Genomic DNA, 24241 nt, shown 5'->3' with positions numbered 1-24241 from the left:
CTTGAATGTTAGTCTATTGGTTAAAGTAGTCTGAATAATAGAAATTTAGCCTTAAATTGTTATTTTTGCAAAATGGTTTCACAAGTACAGAATCAATTCAAATTTCCAAAATTTGAAGATTTAATCATTCATGAGGATGATAATCTAATTGCCATTAATAAACCACCATTTATTGCATCGTTAGACGCTAGAGATGGTGGTGAGGTAAATATTCTACGATTAGCTAAAAAATACGTTGCAGATGCACAGGTTTGTCACCGATTGGATAAGGATACATCAGGAGTACTTTTGATTGCTAAAAATCCAGAGACATATAGGTTGGTTTCAATTGAATTCGAAAAGAGACGAGTTGAAAAAATTTATCATGCAATTATTCAAGGAACACATACATTTGATAATCTGCTAGTTGATTTGCCAATTTTGAATCAAGGAAATAAAAGCGTCACTATTGACCGGTATAATGGTAAACCTTCGGAAACTATTTTTAATAGTATTAAGTATTTCAAAAGTTTCACTTTAGTACAATGTAAACCTATTACTGGACGTATGCATCAAATTCGTATTCATTTAGCGACTCAAAGGGCAGCCATTGTGGGAGACACAATGTATCATGGAGATCCGGTTTTTCTTTCTCAGATTAAAAAAAGAGGATATACTTTATCTAAAGATCAGCAGGAACAACCAATTATGAAAAGATTTGCTCTACATTCAAGGTCAGTTAAATTTAATGTTCATAACAATGATTATTCATTCCAAGCTGAATATCCAAAGGATTTCGCTACCTTGTTAAAGCAATTGGAAAAATATGATTCATAACTATGAACAACAAAAACAAATCTAAGAAAAATGTAATTTTATACGCAATATTAGGGCTGGTGGTTTTATTATTTCTATGGCCAAGTAGTCGTATTGCTATTCAGAAAGGTCTGATGAATATGGGATTATTTAAGAAAGAAGTCATCCAGAATCAATCAAAGCCGATCGTTTCAGACCTACCAATGGTTGTGGTTGAATCCGTAAGTTTTTCAAATCAAACAGGCGATATAACCCAAGTTCAAAACCTAAAAGGAAAGGTTGTTTTTATCAACTTTTGGGCAACCTGGTGTGGACCTTGCCGTGCAGAAATGCCATCTATTCAAAAACTTTACGACAAGTATAAAACAAATAATCAAGTTGAGTTTCTATTGGTTGAGATCGAAAATGATCGTGATGGAGCCAAAGCCTTTTTAAAAGAAGAAAATCTCAATCTTCCAATTTATTTTCCAGAAAGTGAAATTCCAAAAACGTGGCTAAGCGATGCAATTCCTTCGACCGTTGTGTTAGATAAAGAAGGTCAGTTGGCCTTTGATCATAAGGGAATGGCAGATTATTCAAATAAAGAATTCGAGGATTTTCTGATATCATTAATCAATCAATAATAAAATGACGAAGCAAGAGCTAATCAATTTAATTAAAATAAAGAAAAGCTTTTTATGTGTTGGATTAGACACAGACCTAACGAAGATACCAGAGCATTTGTTGGATGATCAAGATCCAATATTTTCATTTAATAAGGCAATAATAGAGGCGACAGCTGATCTATGTGTTGCGTACAAACCAAACATTGCTTTTTATGAAAGTTATGGTGTGAAAGGTTGGGAAGCATTACGTAAGACTAGTGAGATTCTTCCTAAAGATTGTTTTAGTATCGCAGATGCAAAAAGAGGTGATATTGGCAACACTTCGAAAATGTATGCACAAGCTTTTTTCAATACTAAAATTTCAGGACTAAACTTTGATTCGATCACTATCGCACCTTATATGGGGGAGGACTCGATTACTCCTTTCCTCGAATTTGATAACAAATGGGCCATTGTATTAGCGCTTACCTCTAATCACGGAAGCAAAGACTTCCAAAATTTTGAAAACAGTATTGGTAGACAATTATTTGAACAGGTTATAGAAAAGGTCAATACTTGGGGAACACCTGAAAATATCATGTATGTAGTTGGTGCTACTCGAGGGGAAGCTTTTGTAAAAATAAGGGAACATGCCCCAGATCATTTTCTTTTAGTTCCTGGTGTCGGTGCACAAGGGGGCTCACTGGAGGACGTATGCAGATATGGTATGAATAAAGACTGTGGATTGTTAGTTAACAGTACGCGTGGAATAATTTATGCCTCCAATGGAAAAGATTTCGCAGAAAGAGCCCGAGAAGAAGCTCTGATTCTCCAGGGACAAATGCAGCATCAACTCGAAATTCACCAAATTATATAGGCTGCTTTTTAACAAAAATTATTCTTTTTGTTAGAATTTTCATTTTTGGCATAATAATTTAGATGCTTGGATGATTAATACGCTTATGATTAAAACGAAAATATTTTGTTTATGGGCCGCTGTATGGGCTCTTTCGAATCTTATTACAGGATGTAGTTCAATGTACTTGCCAAACGTTCCAGCAACTCCAATGTTCAATAGTGCAGGCGAAGGGTACATTGCCGGACACGTGAATACTAAAGGAAATTTAAGCGGAAATGCTGGAGTAGCAATTACGGATAATATTGCAATTATTGCAAACGGTTCTTTTCAAGATTATAAGTCTGATAATCATGATTTTAAACAGTATCTTTATGAAGGGGGTCTAGGGTATTATACTCAAGTTGGCAAAGCTAAACGAAGTGTGCTTGAATTCTACGCAGGCTACGGGATAGGTTCAACAATAGATTTAGAAAAAAGAGCAAGTACAACTGGAACTAATGTGGTTGAGACTAAGGACATGGATTTTAATAAAATATTTATTCAAGCTAATTTTTCTTCTACCAGGAAGAATAAGATCAGTCTTTTTGGAAAAAAACGTAGCTTAAATTATGGAACAGCTATTCGCATGTCAAGAATTAAGATGGATCGTTTTGATTTGAATCAAATTTCGCAAAACTTAGAAGAAAACCTGTATATAGAACCTATTTTCTTCACTCGTTTAGAACTCCACAAAGGATTGCAAATCCAATACACAAATGGTTGGAATATAGGACTCATGAATAATGAATATTTAAAACCCGGAAATGCAGTTTTTACCTTGGGAATAATTTACAATTTTGATAAAAAGAATTAAAACAATATGAAAAAAAATATATGGATGCTTGTAATTTGTCTTACTATGTTGCTAGGCAGTTGTCAAGTAAATAAAAAAGCTCAACTTAAGGCATTAGCGGATTGTGAATATGTAGTTTCCTCAGTTGAGCAAGTGAAATTTAATGGAAAGTTTCTGGACTCTTACAAAGGAAGTGATGGAAATTATAATTTATCGTCTCTAGCAGGTTTAACAGTAGCTTTGTTTAGTAAAGAGTTGCCATTAGAGGGAAAGATAAATTTGAAAATCACCAATCCTGAGCAACAGCGAGCAGCTATAAATTCCTTTAAATACATGATTGAAATCCAAGGTTCGCCCCTGTTTGAAGGTGTAGTTGATCAAAATGTAGATCTTTCTCAAGGAGAAAGTGCTATTATACCTCTCACATTTAAAGCCAATATTTTTAATAAAGCAAAAGAAAGTGGTTTTGAAAAGTTTTTTGATGAGTTATTTAATAAAAATACAGACGGTTTTATGGTTCTGAAAATAAAACCCTCCTTTAGAATAGCAGGTCAAAATATATATTATCCTAGCTACCTAACAGTCGATAAAAATTTCGGAAAAAAAATATTTACATTATTTAAGAAATAAAATAGAAAAACTATTTGGAGCAGTCATTAACAGGCTGCTTTTTTTACGGATCAGGGGATGTATTTGTGTTGGTTAGGATAGTAATTCCATCATTGATGATCAGTCAGCTAGTTCATAATTAATTAATTTTTGTGTCAAATGTTATTGAATCTGTTGGGTTTTATATATTATCTTTTCGAGAGATAGTTTAATAACTTGAATATTTTAGAAACAGATTTATAAATAATGAATGCCTTGTACCTTAACTCATTATTAATAACTTTGTGAACTAATCATAACAATATCGTTTTATTTCTTTCATTTTATAAATAAAATCTGTGTCTAATTTTATTCTCATCATATTTTGTCTATCCGCAGGAGTTATCAGTAGAAAATTAAATTGGGTACCAAAAGATGGATTTAAAGCTTTAAACGCTTGGGTTTTATATTTTGGATTACCAGCAATTTCATTTAGATATTTACCTAAATTGAAATGGGATAATAATCTCCTATTCACAATGTTATGCCCTTTGGTAATTTTGGTTGGTTCAGTTTTGTTTTTTTACATTTTAGGAAGAATATTTAATCTGTCTAGAAGAACTGTGAATACTTTAATGCTAGTTGGTGGGTTGAGTAATACTTCATTTGTAGGGTTTCCATTAATCACTGCATATTATGGTGCTCAATCCTTACCTATTGGAATTGTAAGCGATCAAATGACTTTTTTCTTGCTTTCAACTCTAGGGGTAATAATTGCTATGAAGGGCAGCTTGAATACCAAAAGTACAGTGAGGTTTGTTTTTTTATTAAGAAGGGTATTTACTTTTCCTCCTTTAATTGGCTGTTTATCTGCGATTGTACTTTCAAAATTTATAGATTTAAGTAGTCTCGACGACTTTTTCCAAATGATAGCAGCTACGGTTTCACCTATTGCATTATTCTCTATTGGCCTACAACTAAATTTTGCAATTGTCAAAAAAGAGGTTCCAAATATTACTTATGCGATTATTTATAAATTAGTTTTAGCCCCTCTGTTAGTCTTTTCAATTGCATTGGTTTTTGGTTTTAAGGGAGAAATTGTAGAGGTCTCTATTTTTGAAATGGCTATGCCGAGTTTAGTAGCTACAAGCATGGTATTGAGTCAGTTTAAACTAAATTCTAAGATTGGAAATAGTGTGATTGGATTGGGGATTCCATTGGGTATAATAACATCTTTTTTATGGTTCCAAATTTTGAACAATTATATTTTGTAACTGAAATGTTATGGAATTTAGTGTTAGATTTTTTATCTTTATTGCAATTTAAACAAAGGATTGCTATTAAATTTTAATAAAAACAAATACTTGTAAGTAATTTATGAAAAATGTATTATTCTTTGCCTTATTAGCAGGAATGCAGTTAAGCTATGCTCAAACCAAGCATGAAAAATATACGCAAAAGATAGATGGGACTAACCTTGAATTCACGATGGAGGCTATCCCTGAAGGGAAATTTAAAATGGGCAGTGCGAGTTCTGATCATGTTGATGAAAAGCCTGTGCATGAGGTGAAAATTGATCCATTTTGGATGGGAACTTATGAGGTAACATGGAATATCTTTGAACCTTTCTTATACAAAGATTTTGAAATAACTAAATCAACAGATGGAAAAGTACCACCTGAGGTGGATGCAGTAACCCGACCAACAAAGCCATATTTAGATATGACTTTTGGATTTGGTAAAGACGGTTTGCCTGCTTTAGCTATGACCCATTACAATGCCATACAGTTTTGTAAATGGTTGTACGTTCGGACTGGTGTATTTTACAGACTTCCTACAGAAGCAGAATGGGAATATGCATGTCGAGCTGGCAGCGAAAGCGAATATTTCTTTGGTGAAGATCAATCCAAGCTATCTGAATATGCTATTTTTAAAGAAAATTCTGGAAGTCAAACTCAGAAAGTCGGTACAAAAAAACCTAATCCTTGGGGTTTGTATGATATTCTAGGCAATGTTTCAGAGTGGACTTATGATCAATATCAGGAAGATTATTATAGTCAGTTCGATGGAAAGGTTGCAGATAACCCTGTGAATGTCCCTACTAAATTATATCCCCATGTAGTGCGGGGTGGATCTTTTGACAGTGACCCGAAAGACCTAAGATCATCTTCAAGGATTGCCTCCGATCCATTTTGGAAACAATTAGATCCTCAAATTCCAAAGTCGAATTGGTGGTTTCCTGAAGCTCCATTTGTCGGAATGCGCTTAGTTCGACCTGTCAATCAACCTAGTCATGAAGAAATCATGGCATATTATGACAAAGCTCCAATCAAAGATTTTTAATGTAAACCTAATACCTAATAATAAACTCAATTTAAATCTATATTCATGGAAAGTTTAAAACGAAGAGAATTTATAAAATCTTCATCTGCTATTGTAGGGGCTGCGGCACTTACCTCTAGTTCGGTTAGCCAAGTGTTTGCTGCTGGAAGCGACGTGATAAAAATTGCATTAATTGGTTGTGGAGGCCGTGGAACTGGGGCAACCTTCGATGCATTTGCTTCTGGTCAAAACATTCAATTGGTTGCTATGGCTGATGCTTTTAAGGATAATCTAGATAATACATACAAAATTCTTAAGGAGAAATTCGGAGATAAAATTAATGTATCTGATAGCCGTAAGTATGTTGGTTTCGATGCGTATAAAGAAGCTATGAAAGATGCCGATGTTGTTTTACTAACAACTCCTCCGGGATTTCGTCCAATGCATTTTGCTGAAGCTGTAAAACAAGGTAAACATGTGTTTATGGAGAAAGCAGTCGCCACCGACATTCCAGGAGTACGTAGTGTTTTGGAAACAGCTAAAGAAGCTCGTCGTAAGAAATTGAATGTCGTGGTTGGATTACAACGTCGTTATCAAACTAATTATAGAGAAGCGATTCAAAGAATTCACGACGGTGCAATTGGAGAGGTTGTTTCTGGTCAAGTATATTGGAACGGAAGTGGTGTTTGGGTGCGACCTCGTAAAGCCGGACAAACGGAAATGGAATATCAAATGCGTAACTGGTATTATTTCAACTGGTTATGTGGGGACCATATTGTAGAACAACATGTCCATAATATTGATATAGCCAATTGGGTAAAAGGGAAATATCCGGTTTTAATTCAAGGAACTGGGAGTAGAGCACACCGTACAGGAAAAGAGTATGGTGAGATCTATGATAATTTTGCACTTGAGTTAACCTATGATGATGGATCTGTTGTTTATAGTCAATGTAGACATTTTGAAGGCATTTCCAACCGTGTAGATGAAACCTTCCAAGCTTCAAAAGGAAGAGCATTTCTATCAGCGAATAACCAAGCGATATTATGGGATGCGAATGGAAAGGAAGTTTATAGACATGATCCAAAAGGAAACCCTAACCCGTATCAACAAGAGCATAAAGAATTGTTTGAAGCTGTTGCCAAAGGGGAGTACAAATTCGATAATGCTGAATATGGAGCTTATAGTAGTTTAACGGGAATAATCGGCCGAATTGCCTGCTATACGGGTAAGGTTATTAAGTGGGATGCTGCCTTACAATCTAATATCGATTTGATGCCAACAACATATTCATGGGATGCTACACCAAAGATAGTTCCAAATAAGGATGGGTTTTATCCAGTTGCAATTCCAGGAATAGACGTAGATAAATATATTTAACTGTGATAAAATTTTCCAGTTTTATCGTATTAATGATGATTGGTTGTTGGACTTATTCCCAACAACCAATCTCTGTTTTAAAACGTCATGAAATATATGGGAAGGCTCAGGGTACAACCTATACAATCAGTTATTATTCTTCTTCACCCGTTATAAAAAAATCTGCTATAGATAGCGTATTCAAAGAGATTGATGAATCCATGTCTTTGTATATAAACGATTCTAAAATTTCTGAATTCAATAAGTATACCACCAACCAAATGAAGTTGGATCCTCATATGTATGAGGTGATCAAAAGCGCATTTAATGTTTATCAAGATTCGAAAGGCTTATTCGACGTTACAGTTAAGCCACTGGTTGAATTGTGGGGATTTGGAGTTGAAAAAGAGCAAGGGATACCAGATTCAAACAAAGTAAAAGAAGTATTGAATTCCGTTGGAATGGATAAGCTAAGCTTAAAGGGCAAAGTGCTGAAAAAAAAACAAGCAGGAGTTCAGGTTGACCTAAACGGTATCGCTCAAGGATATACGGTAGACGTTCTTTATAATTATCTTCTTAAAAAAAGCGTTAAAAATTTTATAGTTGAGGTGGGAGGTGAGATTAAAACCCATGGAAAAAAACCGAATAATGAACCATTCAAAATTTTAATTCAAAGACCAGAATCTGAAACTGAGAATTCGGAACACATTGTAATGTTGAAAAATAAGGCTATTACTACTTCCGGCAGTTATCAGAACTTTCGAGAGGTTAATGGATATAAATTTTCACATCATATTGACCCACGGAATGGTTATCCATTGACATCAACAATTATTTCAGTTACGGTTATAGCAAATAAGGCCATCGATGCCGATGCGTATGATAATGTTTTTATGGCTATGACACCTGAAGATGCTTTGAGATTTGCGAATTCAAAAAATATAATGGATATTTATTTATTATATTTAGATAATGGTCAGGTAAAAGAGGCCCATTCTACGGGTTTCGCAAAGTTTTTGCAAACCAAATAAATTTTTTATTTTAATAACTTAAACCTACATGAAACGATCAGATTTTTTGAAAAATAGTTCTGTATTAGTTGGAGCATCCTTATTATCAAGTAACCTTGATGCTCATACTCAGTCGAATTCCAACAATAACATGCCAAATTCCGCCAATCAACCTTTTAAATTAGATTATGCTCCACATCAAGGAATGTTTGCAGCTAGTGCTGGGAAAAATGTTCTAGATGAGATACAATATATGTATGATTTAGGTTTTAGGAGTATAGAAGACAATGGTATGCCGGGAAGATCCCCTGAGGAACAAAAAAAGATTGGTGATCTATTAGCAAAGTTAAGTATGCGTATGGGGGTATTTGTTGTTCCTAAAGGAGGAAATGGTGCCAATACATTAGCAGCAGGCAAACAGGAACACGTTGATATCTTTTTAAAAGGATGTAAAGAGTCTGTAGAAATAGCAAAACGTTGCAATGCGAAGTGGGTAACAGTTGTTCCAGGGGACTACGCAAGGAATTTGCCAATTGGTGTACAAACAGCAAACGTAATAGAGGGATTAAGAAGGGGGGCTGAAATTTTTGAACCTCATGGAATCACTATGGTATTAGAGCCATTAAGTGATACACCAGATTTGTTCTTGAGATTTACGGACCAAACATATGAAATCTGTAAATCGGTTGGTAGTGCGTCTTGTAAGATTCTTTATGATGCATATCACCAACAGAAAAATGAAGGAAACTTAATACCTAATATGGATTTATGTTGGAGTGAAATTGCCTATATCCAAGTAGGAGATAATCCAGGTAGACGCGAACCAACTACTGGTGAAGTTAACTATAAAAATATTTTTAAATGGCTTCATAAAAAAGGATATACTGGGGTTATCGGTATGGAACATGGTATGTCCAAATCTGGTAAAGAAGGTGAAGATGCTCTTGTGAAAGCTTATAGAGAGGTTGATTCATTTTAGTGCTAAACGCATTTAGTAATGAAACAAATTCGTTATCATCTTTTGAAAACACTTAATTATTTATATCTTTAATTCTATTATATTTAATAAACCTTAAATAATGTCATCATCTATTAAGTTTAAGTTATCCTTCATGATGTTTCTGGAGTTCTTTATCTGGGGAGCATGGTTTGTAACATTGGGAACGTTCCTAGGAAATACACTAAAAGCATCTGGCTTAGAGATCTCTAATATTTTTTCGACTCAATCATGGGGAGCTATTATAGCTCCATTTATAATTGGAATGATCGCTGACCGCTATTTTAATGCAGAAAGAATATTGGGTGTATTACACCTTATTGGTGCTGTTTTAATGTTTCAACTTTATAACAGTGAAGATGTGGCAACTTTTTTCCCGTATGTTTTAGGGTATATGATTCTTTATATGCCAACCTTATCATTAGTAAATTCAGTTTCTTTTAGACAAATGAAAAATCCAGAGAAAGAATTTTCATTTATTCGAATCTGGGGTACAATTGGTTGGATAGTTGCAGGTTTGTCAATCAGTTATTTATTCAAATGGGATTCAGATCAAGGGTTACAAGACGGTTTGCTTCGCAATACCTTTTTAATGGCTGCAGTCGGATCTCTGGTTTTGGGTTTGTTTAGCTTTTTACTTCCGAAAACACCTCCGGTTAAAGCTGGAAATCAAAATGAAAAGGAAAGTATTTCAAAGATATTAGGATTGGATGCTATAAAGTTATTGAAAGATCGTAATTTTTTAGTATTCTTTTTATGTTCCATTTTAATTTGTATCCCACTCGCGTTTTATTATCAATATGCGAACCCCTTTTTGACAGAAATTGGTTTAGAAAATGCAACGGGTAAAATGACCATTGGTCAGATTTCGGAAGCATTATGTTTGTTATTACTACCCGTTTTCTTTACGCGATTTGGCTTTAAAAACACCATTTTATTGGGAATGTTATGTTGGGTAATTCGCTATGTATTGTTCGCTTATGGAAATGCTGGAGAATATACATTTATGCTATTATTAGGTATAGCTTTACATGGAATATGTTATGATTTCTTCTTTGTGTCTGGACAGATTTATACAGACTCCAAGGCTGGTTCAGAAAATAAAAGTGCAGCACAAGGTTTAATAACTTTAGCTACCTATGGGGTAGGGCAGTTAATCGGATTTTGGGTAGCTGGATATGTAAGTGATATGTATGTTGATATCAAAACAAATGACCTCGCATTATTCTGGAACAAGTTGTGGGTAGTTCCAGCTGGAATTGCATTTTTGGTGTTTATTATATTTTTAGTTTTCTTCAAAAAAGAAACTATAAAAAATCAAACTGAAACTAATTAAAAATAAAAGATAATGGTAGAAAATAATGTATACGATGCTATTGTTATTGGATCCGGTATCAGTGGTGGATGGGCCGCCAAGGAATTAACTGAAAAGGGTTTAAAAACAATCATGTTAGAACGTGGTCGTAATGTAGAACACGTTAAGGATTATCATGCCGTAAAGGATACTTGGGAATATCCACATAGAGGTGGTCGTACTGTTCAAATGGAAAAAGATTATCCAGTATTGAAACGAGATTACCCATTAAATGAAAAAAACCTAGATTTCTGGGTGAATGAAAAAGAAAGTCCTTATACCGAAGTTAAGCGGTTTGATTGGTTTAGAGGGTATCATGTGGGAGGTCGCTCATTAATGTGGGGTCGCCAAAGTTACCGTTTAGGTGATCTAGATTTTGAAGCTAATTTAAAAGATGGTCATGGGGTTGACTGGCCAATCCGGTATGCTGAAATTGCTCCTTGGTATAGTTATGCTGAGAAATGGGCTGGTATTTCGGGTAACCGTGACGGCCTCGATGTTTTGCCCGACGGTGACTTTATGCCAGCAATGGATTTTAACATTGTTGAGAAAGATCTTGCAGAAAGACTAAAAAAAGAATATAGCGGAAATCGTCACTTCATTATGGGACGTACCGCAAATATCACTCAACCGCATACTGGCCGTGTTAATTGCCAATATCAAAACCAATGTTGGTTAGGTTGTAATTTTGGAGCTTATTTTAGCACACAATCTTCAACCTTACCTCCGGCTATGAAAACTGGGAATTTAACCCTCAGACCTTTCTCTATAGTAACTAAAATAATTTATGATAAAGATACCAAAAAGGCAAAAGGAGTAGAAATTATTGATGCAGAAACGAATAAAACCTATGAATTCTTTGCGAAAGTTATTTTCGTGAATGCATCTGCATTTAACTCAACATGGGTATTAATGAATTCTGCTACGGATGTCTGGGAAGGTGGTTTAGGAAGTAGCTCAGGTGAATTAGGTCATAACGCTATGGATCATCATTTTCGCCTCGGTGCGGGAGGTAAAGTCGAAGGATATGATGATAAGTATTATTTTGGAAGAAGACCAACCGGATTATATGTGCCGAGATTTGTGAATATTCCAAGTGATACAAAAAAACGTGACTATGTGCGCGGTTTTGGGTATCAAGGATCCGGAAGCCGTGGTCGTTGGTCAGGCGATATTGCCGAAATGGCAGTTGGCGGAGCATGGAAAGATGCGCTTTGTGAACCGGGAAATTGGAGCGTTGGTTTCACAGCATTTGGAGAAATTTTGCCGTATCACGAGAACAAGATTTCCTTGGATAAAACTAAAACAGATAAATGGGGCTTGCCTGTATTATCAATGGATATGGAAATCAAAGATAATGAGCAGAAGATGAGAAAGGATATGACTGAGGAGATGAAAGAAATGCTTGAAAAAATTGGTGTTAAAGATGTGAATACCTATGATGGTGGTTATCATTTCGGTATGGGTATACACGAAATGGGGACAGCTCGTATGGGTAGAGATCCTAAAACTTCAGTTTTAAATGGAAATAACCAAGTTTGGGATGCTAAAAATGTATTTGTTACTGACGGAGCAGCAATGACATCCGCAGGCTGCGTTAATCCATCCTTAACATACATGGCGTTGACTGCAAGGGCAGTTGATTTCGCGATTAGTGAACTTAAAAAAGGAAACTTATAATTGACTAAACCAATAATTATGAATAAAAATAATTCAAGAAGAGAATTTCTCAAAAATACTGCAATTGCGGCTGCAGGTTTTAGTATAGTACCTAGAAATGTGTTAGGCGGCACTGGTTTTGTTGCTCCTAGTGATAAATTAGTTGTTGCAGGAATTGGAGTTGGCGGTAAGGGTGAGAGTGATATCCGTTCATTTCACGAGAGTGGAAAAGCTGATATTGCATTCTTATGCGATGTTGATGATCGTCGTGCAGCAAATTCAATAAAACGTTTTCCGAAGGCGAAATACTACAAAGATTTTCGGGAGATGTTGGACAAGGAGCATAAAAATATTGATGCAGTTTCTGTTTCAAGCCCAGACCATAATCATGCAATTCAGGCTTTAGCAGCAATGCAATTAGGCAAACATGTTTATGTTCAAAAACCACTTGCTCATGACATATGGGAAGCTAGGGTTTTAACAGAGGCAGCAAAAAAATATAAAGTAGTTACTCAAATGGGTAACCAAGGATCCTCTAATGATGGACCAAGGATAGCTCGTGAATGGTATGAAGCCGGTTTAATTGGTGATGTTCATACAGTTTATTGTTGGACAGACCGTCCGGTTTGGCCTCAAGGTATTTCGTGGCCTACTCAAGGAATTCCTGTGCCAAAAGAATTAGACTGGAATCTTTGGTTAGGTACCGCACCTGATAAAGCTTTTGTTGATAAATTAGTTCCATTTAATTGGCGCGGATGGTGGGATTATGGTACCGGAGCTCTAGGAGACATGGGATGTCACCTACTTGAGGTGCCTTTCAGTGTATTGGGGTTATCGTATGTTCAGGATGTGCAAGCTTCAGTAGGCTCTGTATATGTTGATGAATTTAAACGTGGATATTTCCCTGAAAGTTGTCCACCGTCAAGTCACGCAACAATGACATTTCCAAAAGCTACCAGAACAGAAGGTCCGGTTACTCTACATTGGATGGATGGTGGTATTCAACCAGCGCGTCCCGAAGAACTAGAAGCAAATGAGATTTTTGGTGATGGTGGTAATGGAATTTTGATGGTTGGCACAAAAGGAAAGATTTTGGCTGATACATATGGCGATAATGCTCGATTACTTCCAACTTCAAGAAAAGAAAATGTTGCATTGAAATATGATCGTGTTCCAGGCGGAGCGGGTGGTCACTATAAACAATGGGTTGAGGCTTGCATTGCAGGTTACGGAAAAAAAGAGGTGAGTGCACCATTTGAAATTTCGGGGCCTCTAACAGAAGCACTATTAATGGCTAATTTAGCTATTAGAGGAGCAGATCTTCGCGTTGATGGTGGATATCCAGGCCGTAATTTGAAATTATTATGGGATAATAATAATATGAAAGTAACTAACTTTGATATTGTTAATCAATTTGTTAAACGGGAATACCGCCAAGGTTGGGAAATTGATTATAAAATCTAATTTTTGGAAATAATGGACAGAAGAGAAGCATTAAAACGTGTTGCGTTTATCGTTGGTGGCTCTGTAATTGGTGCAAACTTGTTTATTCAAGGATGTACTAGAACAGCATCTAAAGATGTGGCAGCTTTATTTGAGAAAGAATCGACAGATTTTCTAGGTGAATTAGCAGAAGCGATTCTTCCAAAAACATCAACTCCAGGCGCTAAAGAAGCAGGAGTAGGTGAATTTATACCTGTAATGATCCGTGATTGTTACGAGGAAAAGGATCAAAAAATATTCTTAGAAGGATTGAATTCTGTGAATGATCGAACTAAAAAAGAATTCAACAAACCATTCTTGGAACTTACAGCCGAAGAAAAACTGAAATTTGTAGATACACTTGATAAAGAAGCAAAAGAGTATCAAAAGAATAAAAAGCCTGAGGACGGAAATCATTTCTTTACGATGTTGAAACAACTAACTTTGACTGGATTTTTTACATCCGAAGTTGGTATGAAACAGGCACTCCGTTATGTTAAGATTCCTGGGAAATACGATGGGAACTATCCATACAAAAAAGGAGAAAAAGCCTGGGCAATTTAAGCTAAAATAAAATAAGCTTGATAATTCGTTACTTTTGAATTTAGAGCAAAGTAAATAAAGTGATCAAGTAAAATATGATTTTTACTTGATCACTTTTATTTTTATCATCTTCTATGTCTTTCAAAATATGATAAGAAAATAAATCTACCAATTTTTGTGTTTATTTATTTGTCCCTCTTTGTACTTTCATTAGGAAATGTATTGAGTTTTCTTTTTCAATTTGATAGATAAAGTTACTTATATCTAATTTTCCTTCATTGATTTGAATAGTTTCACCTAGTTTCAATTCCTTTAAAAAATTCATTTCTAATTTCTGAATGGATCCATCAGTTATGGTATTAGGTTCCATTGCATCAAAGCACCACTCCATGTATTTAACATTATTTGCATGATTTGCAATATCAAGATCGGATAGTTTTACCCGATGCTCACCTATATTTTGATTCGCAACATTTATTTCTAACTTTTTCAAACTATCCTTTGTATTACTTATATCTGGGTATAGGGTGATGTGATCAGTACTTATAGCTAAGGTATCTGCTCTTCGCTTTTCAATGTTGAATACGACCCATAAGCTAGTCGCACTTACAATTATTTGATCGTTTAATGTGATTTCAAAATTACGGATAGATCTTGTTCCAGTGTAATTTTGAATCCAGGTTTTAACGGTGATGCTTTGTGTGAATTTTGGTAATTTTTCGATTTCAATTAACATTCTACTCAAAACCCATGATTGATTGACGTTCATCATTTGATCGTATCCCAGTCCAATTTGTTCTGCATGCTCGCTTGCTGTTACTTGTAAAATATTATTTAGTTCACTGAACTTTAGGTCCCCCTTTGGATAACATTGGGTAAAGTTCAAATTCCATATTTTTTCGAATGTTCCCATATAAGTATATATAACGCGAATGTAACTAATTTAATATTCTGACTAAAAATCTTGTTCAAATATATAGAAATCGCTAAATTAACGTTAAGCTTATAAAAGTAAATTATATGACCGCAATAACTATTGAAAAAGAAGACGTGGATAAATTCAGAATTGTCCCTGCTGAAATTGATAATTCGGACCAGTTTTTCTCAAAGTTGCAAAATGCTCTCCGCCTAGGAAATGAGTTCAAATCAAAGACCACAATTGTATTCAATACTGAGCAGGGACCTAAACGAATTGAGACAACAGTATGGTCATTGACTGATAAATATATTCAAATAAAACATGGTATTTTAATTCCACTTAAATCATTAATTCAAATTGAATATTAAAGGAAAGGAGAGGTGAAACTTCTCTTTTTTTGTTATTAGAAAAGCTTTTCATGAAAATACTTAATCGTGAACAAATTCAATATGTAGATCAACAAACTGTCTTAAATCTAAAGATTAGCTTTTGGGAGTTAATGGAAAGAGCATCCAAGGCTGTTGTAGAAGAACTTATAATGGATTATAAAAACAGGCTCTTCAAGGTTCCTGTAAATATTATTTGTGGAAAGGGAAATAATGGTGGAGATGGATTAGCGATAGCAAGATTATTGAGAGATATCGGAGTAAAAGTTCAAGTATTTTTAATCCAAAGCGAGAAGTATTCACAAGATAATTTATCAAATCAATTAAAATTTAATGATTTTAAATATATTGATCTTGATTCTGAATTAATTATTAAAGACGGATTGCTGATTGATTGTTTGTTCGGTATCGGGTTGAATTCTCCGTTATCTACCGAATGGTATTCATTAATCAATCAAATTAATCAATTCCAAGGAGACATTATCTCTATTGATATGCCATCAGGATTACTTTGTCAAACCACTATGCCTTCGGATTCTATTGTCGTCAGGGCAAAGCATGTTTATACATTTCAAACAGTTAAATTATCTTTGTTATTACCTGAAAATAAAGACTATGTAGGTGATTTCAAAATTCTGAACATAGGAATCGATAAGTTGGTGATTAATAATCAACAGAGTAGTCATTTTTATCTTGAAAAAACAGATATTGTCCCATTATTACGACCAAGGGAAAAGTTTAGCCATAAAGGAACCTTCGGGCATTCTTTAATTGTGGGAGGTCGCGTTGGAATGATGGGGTCAATAGTTTTAAGCAGCAAAGCGGCCTTACGGATGGGGGCTGGCCTAGTCTCTGCTATGGTGCCTAGTTGTGGAGTTGATGTTATTCAAGTGTCTGTTCCTGAGGTAATTGTTCAAATCACTCCTTCTGAAAAGGAAATTGCTCATTTTTCTATTCCTAACTCCTTTTCCGCAATTGGAATTGGGATGGGAATGGGAAAGAGTCAACAGACCGTTGAAGCATTTGCACATTGGATGAAAAATCTTAAGGGGGATGAGCGCATCATATTTGATGCGGATGCTTTGAATATTTTGGCAATACGACCAGACCTTTTAGATTTTGTACCTTTTGAAAGTATTTTTAGTCCCCATCCAAAGGAATTGACTCGGCTAATAGGACCTTGGGATAATGATTACGAAAAAATAAAAAAAGCAAAAGAATTTGCCATTAAACATCAGGTCATAATGATTATTAAAGGGGCACACTCAGCAATAATTAATACGGATGGAGATATCTATTTCAATTCAACTGGAAATCCAGGAATGGCCACAGCAGGTTCCGGTGACGTTTTAACCGGCATGCTAACTAGCTTAAGATCCCAAGGCTATTCTGCTTTTGATTCAAGTCTTATAGCCGTTTATATTCATGGCTGTGCCGGAGATTATATGGCAGAAATAAAAAGTCAAACATGCTTAATAGCAAGTGATATAATTGAAGGAATACCGCATGCTTTTGTTTACAATAATTGTCTGTGAAATTTTGTCTCGAAAACCAGGAGATAAATGAAATATTATTTGATCTGTGCTTCAGCTTCAAAAACTGTGTCAATTTTCCAATGCATTTTATCTTTGGATGCATTGACCGCTAGTTGATCACATCTTTCGTTTAAAGGATGACCCGCGTGACCCTTAACCCACACTAATTTGATCTGATGTAATTTATAGACATTCATTAATCGAAGCCAAAGGTCTTTATTTTTTTTCCCATGGAAACCCTTTTGTATCCATCCATACACCCATTTTTTATCGATTGCATCAATGACATATTTGGAATCTGAAAATACTGTAACTTTTTGATTTAAATTTTTTAATGCCTCTAATCCAATAATAACAGCCATTAACTCCATCCTATTATTGGTGGTCCTTCTAAAACCTCCGGAAAATTCTTTTTGTAATAATTTTCCTTTAAAATCCGGATTTTCACCTTGATATAATACGCGCAATATTGTGCCGTATCCTCCTGGTCCTGGATTTCCACTTGAAGCCCCGTCTGTATAAAGTTCGATCATTGGCACAAAAGTAAGGAAATTAATGAATGCAACATCTCATTAGGTAATTATTGCCTGTCAAGAGAACCTGAAGTTCCTTTTTTTGAAAGAATTAAATAATAAAAATCACCTTCGCAGACAAATGAAAGACCGCATGGACTTAACGATCGAATGCGGTCTTTCAAGACGATTATGTTAAAATACTTAGATTGTACGCGTTTAATTTTCAGATCTTAAAAGTGTTTTCGCATTTTTTACTTTATTTTCCAATAGTGCTAATTTTACAACTTCTTGCATTTCACTTACATAATGGAATGTTAAATCTTTAATATAATCCTCCTTAATTTCAAGAATATCCTTCTGATTGGATTTACAAAGAATGATTTCTTTGATATTTGCCCGTTTAGCCGCTAATATTTTTTCTTTGATTCCACCGACAGGTAAAACCTTTCCTCTTAAGGTTATTTCTCCAGTCATAGCTAGTTTAGATTTCACTTTACGTTGCGTAAATAAAGATGCTAAGGCAGTTAGCATAGTGATACCGGCTGACGGTCCGTCTTTGGGCGTTGCTCCTGCTGGTACGTGTATATTAACATCCCATTGATCAAATATCTTATAATCAATTCCGAAATCTTCAGAATGTGATCGTAAATAAGCCATTGCTAATGAAGCAGATTCTTTCATCACATCTCCAAGATTCCCTGTAAGGCTAAGTTTGCCCTTGCCTGGACTCAAACTAGATTCAATAAACAATATATCACCACCGACAGATGTCCATGCCAAACCAGTTACAACGCCAGCAATTTCATTATTTTCATAAAGATCTTTGTCAAAAATTGGCGGACCCAATATTTCTTCTGTCAATTTTTCATTAACACTTTGACTATAGGGTTTCTCCATCACAATCCGCGTTGCGATACCCCTTACAATTGAACCTATCTTTTTCTCCAATCCACGAACTCCGGATTCTCTCGTATATTCTTCGATAATTTTTTCAAGAATAGTAGATTTCAGAGAAATATCTTTCGTTTGTATCCCATGCATTTCCCTTTGCTTTGGTAGAAGGTGTTTTTTAGCAATTTCTATTTTTTCCTCTATCGTGTATCCATTCACTTCGATAATTTCCATCCTGTCTAGTAGAGCTGGTTGAATACCGTTTAATGAATTGGCTGTAGCAATAAACATAACTTTGGAAAGATCATATTCCATTTCTACATAGTGATCATAGAAGTTAGTATTTTGTTCTGGATCTAATACTTCCAAGAGTGCTGAAGAAGGGTCTCCTTTAAAATCTGAACCAATTTTATCTATCTCATCTAAAACGAAGACAGGGTTGGATGCCCCTGCTTTTTTTAGAGATTGAATAATGCGTCCAGGCATCGCTCCAATATATGTTTTACGATGTCCTCTAATTTCGGCCTCATCTCTTATACCACCTAAGGCCATTCTAGTGTATTTTCTTCCCAACGCACGTGCAATAGATTTCCCTAACGATGTTTTACCAACCCCTGGAGGACCCACTAGACATAGAATAGGTGCCTTCATATTATTTTTCAACTTTAATACAGCTAAATATTCAATAATACGTTGTTTCACCTTATCCAAACCGTAATGGTCTTTGTTTAAAACTTTTTCTGCACGATGAAGGTCAAAATTATCTTTAGTATACTCTCCCCATGGAAGATCTAAAAGGAGTTCTAAATAATTAAGTTGTACAGAATAATCTGCAGCAGCTGGGTTGATTCGTCCTAGTTTTTCAAGTTCTTTAAGAAAATGTTTTGAGACCTCTTGTGGCCATTTTTTAGATTTGGCTCGTTTGGTTAAATCTTCTAACTCAAGATCAGGAGTATTTCCACCTAACTCTTCTTGTATTGTTTTAAGTTGCTGGCTTAAGAAATAATCTCGTTGTTGTTTATCTAGATCAACTCTTACTTTGTTTTGAATCTGATTTTTCAGTTCTAACATCTGAATTTCAGTTGTTAGGTGCTCTAACAATTGTTTAGCCCTCTTTATAAAATCCTTATTCTCTAATAAATCTTGTTTTTGTTCAAGCTCTAAAGCTAAATTAGAGGAAATGAAGTTAACTAAGAAGGTAGGGCTTTCGATATTTTTAATAGCTATTCCTGCCTCACTAGGAAGGTTAGGGGACAGCTGAATAATTTGCAAAGCCAATTCTTTAACCGAAGAAATCAAGGCTTTGAATTCTTTACTGCTAGTTTTTGGTTTATCTTCAGGAAAACGTTGCACACTGGCTGTCATATAAGGCTCTGTTTGCAAGACTTCAATTAGTCTCACCCTTTGTTTACCTTGAATGATTACCGTGGTATTCCCATCTGGCATTTGTAGTATTTTGATAATATGTGCTACAGTACCAACTTTATTTAGTTGATCAAAAGTAGGGTCCTCAACGTTCATATCTTTTTGAGATACGACAGCGATCGTACGGTTGCCTTTATAGGCATCTTTAACTAACTTTATTGATTTATCTCGACCTACAGTAATGGGGATAACAACTCCAGGAAATAAAACTGTATTCCTTAACGGAAGTATCGGAAGTTGATCAGGAATTTCAGCATTTCTCATTTCATCCTCATCTTGCTGAGTAAGGAGTGGGAAAAATTCCGTCTCTTCATTTATTATTGGTAATGTTTGATTAAAGTTGAATGCATCAAATTTGCTCATAAGCTATATTTCCAAATTGCCGACATCTTGTCAGATGCTTAGCAATATTTAATTTAAATTATTATTTCTGATTGTAATGCAACTGCGATGCCAAGACTTATTTTTGGTACTATTTGTGTTAATATAAAAACATAGCTGTTAAATCGTCAGTTAGAATCAAATTTTGTCACATCATAAATAATGATTGTTTAAATAGAAAACCCTTGAAATGTGGAAATGTTTATAAATAATCATTGATAACTTAAACTTTTTGACGGATTTTTACTCTATTTGATAAAGGTTTACACAAAACAGAAAAACTATATAAGAGATGAATATGAAATTAATTTTTTTTAATACACAGATGAAGGCGGTAAAGATTGGTTTAGCGACTATTGCATTAACGCTTGGCACTTTAGGAGTGCAGGCTCAAGAAAAGCAACAACACAGCGATCCAAATGTACGTGCAGGTGAAAAAGCATTGTTGGATGGTGATTTTAAAACTGCAGCCACGCAATTTGAAAAAGCACTGCCAGTTTCAGGAAACGACCCTGATGTAGTGTATTTGTTAGGTTATTCACAGTTCCAAAATGGGGAATATAAAAAGGCGATATCTAATTTTACGAAAGTAATCAGCCTTGATTCGAAAAATGTATCGGCGTTTTATTATAAAGCTAAAGCTAATAATAATATGGCAGTTAATAAGGATCTTAAATTAACGAATGTTGACCGTGAGGGCTTATTGAAATCTGCAATTTCTGATTATTCAAAAGCTATCCTCATCAATGCGGGAGATGCCAAATTATATCAAAATCGTGCAATTGCATATCGTGATTTAGGAATTTTGACAGGTACGTTTGGAGCGCCTAATTATAACAAGGAAACTGCGTCGGATGCTTACAATAAAGCGGTTGCTGATTATGAGAAAGTTTTAACGTATAATTCTGCTCGTAAGGACATACAGACAGAGGTTAAAAAAGCCAAAGTATATCGTGATAATTTGAAATAATATATCTACGGTTATTTATTACACAAAAAGCTCGGTGAACCGGGCTTTTTGTGTTTTTGTGTGTTTATGCTAGCTCTCAAATAAGACCAGCTCTCTCCAAAAGAGGATCCACTGAAGGTTCTTGTCCTCTGAACCTTTTATACAATATCATTGGGTGTTCTGTACCACCTTTTGATAATATATTGTCTTTAAAAAGGTTGGCTACTGATTTGTCAAAAATGCCTTTTTGTTTAAAAAAAGCAAAAGCATCCGCATCTAAAACCTCTGCCCATTTATAGGAATAATAACCTGATGAATAACCACCATTAAATATATGGGAAAATGAAGTACTCATGACATTATCCTTTACATCTGGAAACAAGGAAGTTGAAGTAAATTGTTCCAATTCAAAATCTTTTATTGAATGAATTTTATCTGGATTATGGCCGTGCCAGGCCATATCTAATAATCCAAAACTAATTTGCCGTACTGTTGCCATACCTTCTAAAAAGTTTGCACTTTCTTTTATTTTTTGGACAAACTCCATAGGGATAGACTCTGAGGTTTGATAATGCTTAGCAAAAAGCCCTAAAGCATCCTCCTCATAACACCAATTTTCCAAGATTTGGCTAGGTAATTCCACAAAATCCCAATAAACGGATGTTCCTGAAAGGTTGGGATAGGTTGTGTTTGCTAGCATACCATGCAATGCATGGCCAAATTCATGAAAAAGGGTTAATACTTCGTTGAAGGTAAGCAGAGACGGCTTGGTTAAAGTAGGGGGAGTGAAATTACATACAATCGAAACATGTGGTCTGTGGTTTTGGGAGTCTTGTGTGTACTGTGGTTTAAAAGTCGTCATCCAAGCTCCATTTCTCTTCCCCTTTCTAGGGAAAAAGTCCGTATAGAAAACTGCTGTCAATTTTCCATTTTTATCAGTTACCTCAAACGTTTGTACATCTGGATGGTACTTGTCAATTGTTGTCACTTCTTTAAAGCGTAAATCATAAAGACGAAAAGCAATTTCAAAGGCTCCATGTAAAACATTTTCGAGTTTGAAATAAGGTTTTAATTTCTCATCATCTAAATTGAACTTTTTTTGTTTCAATTTTTCGGAATAAAAAGTTCCATCCCATTTTTCCAATTTTTCTAGCTCATCCAATTCCTTGGCAAAATCAGTTAATTCTGCAAACTCTTTCTCAGCCGCTGGCTTTCCTTTTCTTAATAAATCGTTTAGAAAATTTTTTACCGTTAATGGAGTTTGAGCCATTCTTTCCTCAAGCACGAAATGAGCATGTGAGTCGTATCCTAATATTTGAGCTCTTTGATGTCTCAGGTTTACGATATCTAATACGAGTTTTTCATTGTTGTTCTCATTTGATTGAAAGCCCTTACGCCCAGCTGCTAAGGTTATTTCCTTTCTCTTTTCACGATTCTCAGCATAGGTAACAAAAGGGATAAAACTTGGATAATCTAGCGTGAAGACCCATCCCTGTTTTCCCAATTGTTTGGCTTGTTCATGAGCAGCCTCAATTGCCCCTTCTGGTAAGCCAGATAGATCTTGCAACTGAGTTATGTGTAAGTGATAAGCATTGGTATCAGCAAGGACATTTTCACCATATTTTAGCTTCGAAATGGAAAGATTTTTATCAATCTCTCTTAGTTTTTCTTTTTTTTCGTCATTTAATAGGGCACCATTGCGGACAAAATCAATATAATACTTGTTTAAAAGCGTAGTTTGTTCAGGCGTTAATGATAAATTCTTTCTTTGATCATAAACTTCCTTTATTCGTTTAAATAGCCCATAATTTAAAGTTATATCGTTGCTGAGCTTGGATAGTTTAGGTGAAACTTCCTGAGCAATTCGGTCCATTTGATCATTGGTTTCAGCAGAATGTAAATTGAAAAATATATTTTGAACACGATCTAAAGTCATTCCTGAAAAAGCCAAGGCTTCAATTGTATTTGCAAAATTTGGCTGCTCTGAATTATTTACAATAGATTGGATTTCTTTAAAAGTATAATCTATGGCATAATCGAATGCAGGTATATAATCCTCCATCTTTATTTTAGAAAATGGAGCTGTATTGTGAACTGTATTAAAAGTTTCTGTCAATATATTCATGTGATAAAGTTACAAATTATTCCTATTTCATGAACTGAAATGGAGGATTTCATTCCACCGTTTTTTGGTTTCTCGGGATACTATATAGAGTTTGAGTAATATTAACTAAATTTATCACAAGATAATGAGTTTTCAATTAGGTTTTAATGATGGGATTGAAAACCTTAATTTCAATGGATTATTTGCTGTTTATTTTTAAAAAAATTATATTTTATAATTATGAAAAAGACCTTAATAACATTTTATGGATTGATTGCAGTTTTAATATTTAGTTGTAAGTCAGGTGTTAATAAAAATGCTGATGCAATTGATTCTGAAATTAGTCATGAAGAATTAGTTGGGAATTACCTGTATGTGGGAGGTGGTGACACGATTAGATTAGAGCTGAGAAATTTGAACGATAGTTTATCGGGTGATTTAGTTTATCAATTGAAAGAGAAAGATAAAAATGAGGGTATTTTTAAGGGAATAATTTTAGATTCCTTACTTAGTGGTTCATATACTTTTCAATCAGAAGGTATGCGTTCGATTCGCGAAGTTGTGTTCAGAATAGCACCAGGGGGGTTAATTGAAGGATATGGCGAGTTAGATGAACAGGACGGAAAAATGGTTTTTAAAAATAGCAAAAAACTGAGTTTTGATCACGGAATGATTCTAAAAAAGGAAAAATAATAAGTATTTCTTTTGATTTTCCGAGAATATAGATTGAAAGTACGACTATAGAAGAAAAA

General features: G+C 34.8%; 22 protein-coding genes. 18 read left to right on the top strand and 4 right to left on the bottom strand.

Going from position 1 to position 24241, the window contains the following annotated elements; all coding sequences use genetic code 11:
* The first annotated feature begins 72 nt into the window (after nucleotides 1-72).
* From AC6CHH_RS08390 to AC6CHH_RS08325, 14 genes are all read left to right on the top strand, one after another.
* On the top strand, nucleotides 73-816 hold the full coding sequence (locus tag AC6CHH_RS08390) for an RluA family pseudouridine synthase (protein ID WP_498281741.1): 744 nt from the start codon (nucleotides 73-75) through the stop codon (nucleotides 814-816).
* Between the two features lie 2 nt (nucleotides 817-818).
* On the top strand, nucleotides 819-1418 hold the full coding sequence (locus AC6CHH_RS08385; protein ID WP_498281739.1) for a TlpA family protein disulfide reductase: 600 nt from the start codon (nucleotides 819-821) through the stop codon (nucleotides 1416-1418).
* 4 nt (nucleotides 1419-1422) lie between these two features.
* Nucleotides 1423-2256 carry an orotidine-5'-phosphate decarboxylase gene (gene pyrF, locus AC6CHH_RS08380; protein WP_498281737.1) on the top strand — a complete coding sequence of 278 codons (834 nt, stop codon included), beginning with the start codon at nucleotides 1423-1425 and terminating at the stop codon, nucleotides 2254-2256.
* An 85-nt stretch (nucleotides 2257-2341) separates the two neighbouring features.
* Nucleotides 2342-3091, top strand: coding sequence for a hypothetical protein (locus AC6CHH_RS08375; protein ID WP_498281735.1), 750 nt, complete (start codon nucleotides 2342-2344; stop codon nucleotides 3089-3091).
* Between the two features lie 6 nt (nucleotides 3092-3097).
* Nucleotides 3098-3700 carry a hypothetical protein gene (locus tag AC6CHH_RS08370; RefSeq protein WP_498281733.1) on the top strand — a complete coding sequence of 201 codons (603 nt, stop codon included), beginning with the start codon at nucleotides 3098-3100 and terminating at the stop codon, nucleotides 3698-3700.
* Nucleotides 3701-4017: 317 nt separating this feature from the next.
* Complete coding sequence (locus AC6CHH_RS08365; protein WP_498281731.1) at nucleotides 4018-4932, top strand: AEC family transporter; 915 nt, start codon at nucleotides 4018-4020, stop codon at nucleotides 4930-4932.
* Nucleotides 4933-5035: 103 nt separating this feature from the next.
* Nucleotides 5036-6001: a formylglycine-generating enzyme family protein gene (locus AC6CHH_RS08360; RefSeq protein ID WP_498281729.1), complete on the top strand. Its 966-nt coding sequence runs from the start codon at nucleotides 5036-5038 to the stop codon at nucleotides 5999-6001.
* Nucleotides 6002-6046: 45 nt separating this feature from the next.
* Nucleotides 6047-7360 (top strand): Gfo/Idh/MocA family protein, encoded by a 1314-nt coding sequence (locus AC6CHH_RS08355; RefSeq protein WP_498281727.1) that lies wholly within the window; start codon nucleotides 6047-6049, stop codon nucleotides 7358-7360.
* Between the two features lie 2 nt (nucleotides 7361-7362).
* Nucleotides 7363-8370, top strand: coding sequence for an FAD:protein FMN transferase (locus AC6CHH_RS08350; protein ID WP_498281725.1), 1008 nt, complete (start codon nucleotides 7363-7365; stop codon nucleotides 8368-8370).
* Nucleotides 8371-8398: 28 nt separating this feature from the next.
* Nucleotides 8399-9328, top strand: coding sequence for a hydroxypyruvate isomerase family protein (locus AC6CHH_RS08345; RefSeq protein WP_498281723.1), 930 nt, complete (start codon nucleotides 8399-8401; stop codon nucleotides 9326-9328).
* A 100-nt stretch (nucleotides 9329-9428) separates the two neighbouring features.
* Nucleotides 9429-10682 (top strand): nucleoside permease, encoded by a 1254-nt coding sequence (locus AC6CHH_RS08340; RefSeq protein ID WP_498281721.1) that lies wholly within the window; start codon nucleotides 9429-9431, stop codon nucleotides 10680-10682.
* A gap of 12 nt (nucleotides 10683-10694) precedes the next feature.
* On the top strand, nucleotides 10695-12380 hold the full coding sequence (locus AC6CHH_RS08335; RefSeq protein ID WP_498281719.1) for a GMC oxidoreductase: 1686 nt from the start codon (nucleotides 10695-10697) through the stop codon (nucleotides 12378-12380).
* An 18-nt stretch (nucleotides 12381-12398) separates the two neighbouring features.
* Nucleotides 12399-13823 carry a Gfo/Idh/MocA family protein gene (locus AC6CHH_RS08330; RefSeq protein ID WP_498281717.1) on the top strand — a complete coding sequence of 475 codons (1425 nt, stop codon included), beginning with the start codon at nucleotides 12399-12401 and terminating at the stop codon, nucleotides 13821-13823.
* Between the two features lie 12 nt (nucleotides 13824-13835).
* Nucleotides 13836-14405, top strand: coding sequence for a gluconate 2-dehydrogenase subunit 3 family protein (locus tag AC6CHH_RS08325; protein ID WP_498281715.1), 570 nt, complete (start codon nucleotides 13836-13838; stop codon nucleotides 14403-14405).
* Nucleotides 14406-14565: 160 nt separating this feature from the next.
* Here AC6CHH_RS08325 and AC6CHH_RS08320 read toward each other — a convergent pair whose 3' ends face one another.
* Nucleotides 14566-15297 carry an acyl-[acyl-carrier-protein] thioesterase gene (locus AC6CHH_RS08320; RefSeq protein ID WP_498281713.1) on the bottom strand — a complete coding sequence of 244 codons (732 nt, stop codon included), beginning with the start codon at nucleotides 15295-15297 and terminating at the stop codon, nucleotides 14566-14568.
* A gap of 107 nt (nucleotides 15298-15404) precedes the next feature.
* On the opposite strand from AC6CHH_RS08320, the gene AC6CHH_RS08315 reads away from it, so the two are divergent.
* Nucleotides 15405-15671 carry a hypothetical protein gene (locus AC6CHH_RS08315; RefSeq protein WP_498281711.1) on the top strand — a complete coding sequence of 89 codons (267 nt, stop codon included), beginning with the start codon at nucleotides 15405-15407 and terminating at the stop codon, nucleotides 15669-15671.
* A 50-nt stretch (nucleotides 15672-15721) separates the two neighbouring features.
* Nucleotides 15722-17224: an NAD(P)H-hydrate dehydratase gene (locus AC6CHH_RS08310; RefSeq protein WP_498281709.1), complete on the top strand. Its 1503-nt coding sequence runs from the start codon at nucleotides 15722-15724 to the stop codon at nucleotides 17222-17224.
* A 35-nt stretch (nucleotides 17225-17259) separates the two neighbouring features.
* Here the strand turns inward: AC6CHH_RS08310 and rnhA are convergent, their stop codons facing one another.
* Entirely contained in the window at nucleotides 17260-17757 is a 498-nt protein-coding gene (rnhA, locus tag AC6CHH_RS08305) for a ribonuclease HI (protein ID WP_498281707.1), read from the bottom strand.
* Between the two features lie 198 nt (nucleotides 17758-17955).
* Nucleotides 17956-20418 (bottom strand): endopeptidase La, encoded by a 2463-nt coding sequence (gene lon / locus AC6CHH_RS08300; protein ID WP_498281705.1) that lies wholly within the window; start codon nucleotides 20416-20418, stop codon nucleotides 17956-17958.
* 316 nt (nucleotides 20419-20734) lie between these two features.
* On the opposite strand from lon, the gene AC6CHH_RS08295 reads away from it, so the two are divergent.
* Nucleotides 20735-21406 (top strand): tetratricopeptide repeat protein, encoded by a 672-nt coding sequence (locus tag AC6CHH_RS08295; RefSeq protein ID WP_498281703.1) that lies wholly within the window; start codon nucleotides 20735-20737, stop codon nucleotides 21404-21406.
* A 76-nt stretch (nucleotides 21407-21482) separates the two neighbouring features.
* Here AC6CHH_RS08295 and AC6CHH_RS08290 read toward each other — a convergent pair whose 3' ends face one another.
* Complete coding sequence (locus tag AC6CHH_RS08290) at nucleotides 21483-23510, bottom strand: M3 family metallopeptidase (RefSeq protein WP_498281701.1); 2028 nt, start codon at nucleotides 23508-23510, stop codon at nucleotides 21483-21485.
* A gap of 219 nt (nucleotides 23511-23729) precedes the next feature.
* On the opposite strand from AC6CHH_RS08290, the gene AC6CHH_RS08285 reads away from it, so the two are divergent.
* Nucleotides 23730-24182, top strand: a complete 453-nt coding sequence (locus AC6CHH_RS08285; protein ID WP_498281699.1) for a hypothetical protein — start codon at nucleotides 23730-23732, stop codon at nucleotides 24180-24182.
* The last annotated feature ends 59 nt before the right edge of the window (nucleotides 24183-24241 follow it).

The organism is Sphingobacterium sp. GQ94 (genome assembly GCF_059758715.1).
This window is presented reverse-complemented; position numbering and strand designations above follow the sequence as displayed.

Excerpts from the sequence above, each read along its gene's own strand:
- lon (WP_498281705.1), bottom strand. The coding sequence starts at position 20,418 with ATGAGCAAATTTGATGCATTCAACTTTAATCAAACATTACCAATAATA.
- AC6CHH_RS08340 (WP_498281721.1), top strand. The coding sequence starts at position 9,429 with ATGTCATCATCTATTAAGTTTAAGTTATCCTTCATGATGTTTCTGGAG.
- AC6CHH_RS08370 (WP_498281733.1), top strand. The coding sequence starts at position 3,098 with ATGAAAAAAAATATATGGATGCTTGTAATTTGTCTTACTATGTTGCTA.
- AC6CHH_RS08295 (WP_498281703.1), top strand. The coding sequence starts at position 20,735 with ATGAAATTAATTTTTTTTAATACACAGATGAAGGCGGTAAAGATTGGT.
- AC6CHH_RS08375 (WP_498281735.1), top strand. The coding sequence starts at position 2,342 with ATGATTAAAACGAAAATATTTTGTTTATGGGCCGCTGTATGGGCTCTT.
- AC6CHH_RS08385 (WP_498281739.1), top strand. The coding sequence starts at position 819 with ATGAACAACAAAAACAAATCTAAGAAAAATGTAATTTTATACGCAATA.
- AC6CHH_RS08330 (WP_498281717.1), top strand. The coding sequence starts at position 12,399 with ATGAATAAAAATAATTCAAGAAGAGAATTTCTCAAAAATACTGCAATT.
- rnhA (WP_498281707.1), bottom strand. The coding sequence starts at position 17,757 with ATGATCGAACTTTATACAGACGGGGCTTCAAGTGGAAATCCAGGACCA.
- AC6CHH_RS08325 (WP_498281715.1), top strand. The coding sequence starts at position 13,836 with ATGGACAGAAGAGAAGCATTAAAACGTGTTGCGTTTATCGTTGGTGGC.
- AC6CHH_RS08335 (WP_498281719.1), top strand. The coding sequence starts at position 10,695 with ATGGTAGAAAATAATGTATACGATGCTATTGTTATTGGATCCGGTATC.
- AC6CHH_RS08315 (WP_498281711.1), top strand. The coding sequence starts at position 15,405 with ATGACCGCAATAACTATTGAAAAAGAAGACGTGGATAAATTCAGAATT.
- AC6CHH_RS08360 (WP_498281729.1), top strand. The coding sequence starts at position 5,036 with ATGAAAAATGTATTATTCTTTGCCTTATTAGCAGGAATGCAGTTAAGC.
- AC6CHH_RS08345 (WP_498281723.1), top strand. The coding sequence starts at position 8,399 with ATGAAACGATCAGATTTTTTGAAAAATAGTTCTGTATTAGTTGGAGCA.
- pyrF (WP_498281737.1), top strand. The coding sequence starts at position 1,423 with ATGACGAAGCAAGAGCTAATCAATTTAATTAAAATAAAGAAAAGCTTT.
- AC6CHH_RS08390 (WP_498281741.1), top strand. The coding sequence starts at position 73 with ATGGTTTCACAAGTACAGAATCAATTCAAATTTCCAAAATTTGAAGAT.
- AC6CHH_RS08320 (WP_498281713.1), bottom strand. The coding sequence starts at position 15,297 with ATGGGAACATTCGAAAAAATATGGAATTTGAACTTTACCCAATGTTAT.
- AC6CHH_RS08310 (WP_498281709.1), top strand. The coding sequence starts at position 15,722 with ATGAAAATACTTAATCGTGAACAAATTCAATATGTAGATCAACAAACT.
- AC6CHH_RS08355 (WP_498281727.1), top strand. The coding sequence starts at position 6,047 with ATGGAAAGTTTAAAACGAAGAGAATTTATAAAATCTTCATCTGCTATT.
- AC6CHH_RS08290 (WP_498281701.1), bottom strand. The coding sequence starts at position 23,510 with ATGAATATATTGACAGAAACTTTTAATACAGTTCACAATACAGCTCCA.
- AC6CHH_RS08285 (WP_498281699.1), top strand. The coding sequence starts at position 23,730 with ATGAAAAAGACCTTAATAACATTTTATGGATTGATTGCAGTTTTAATA.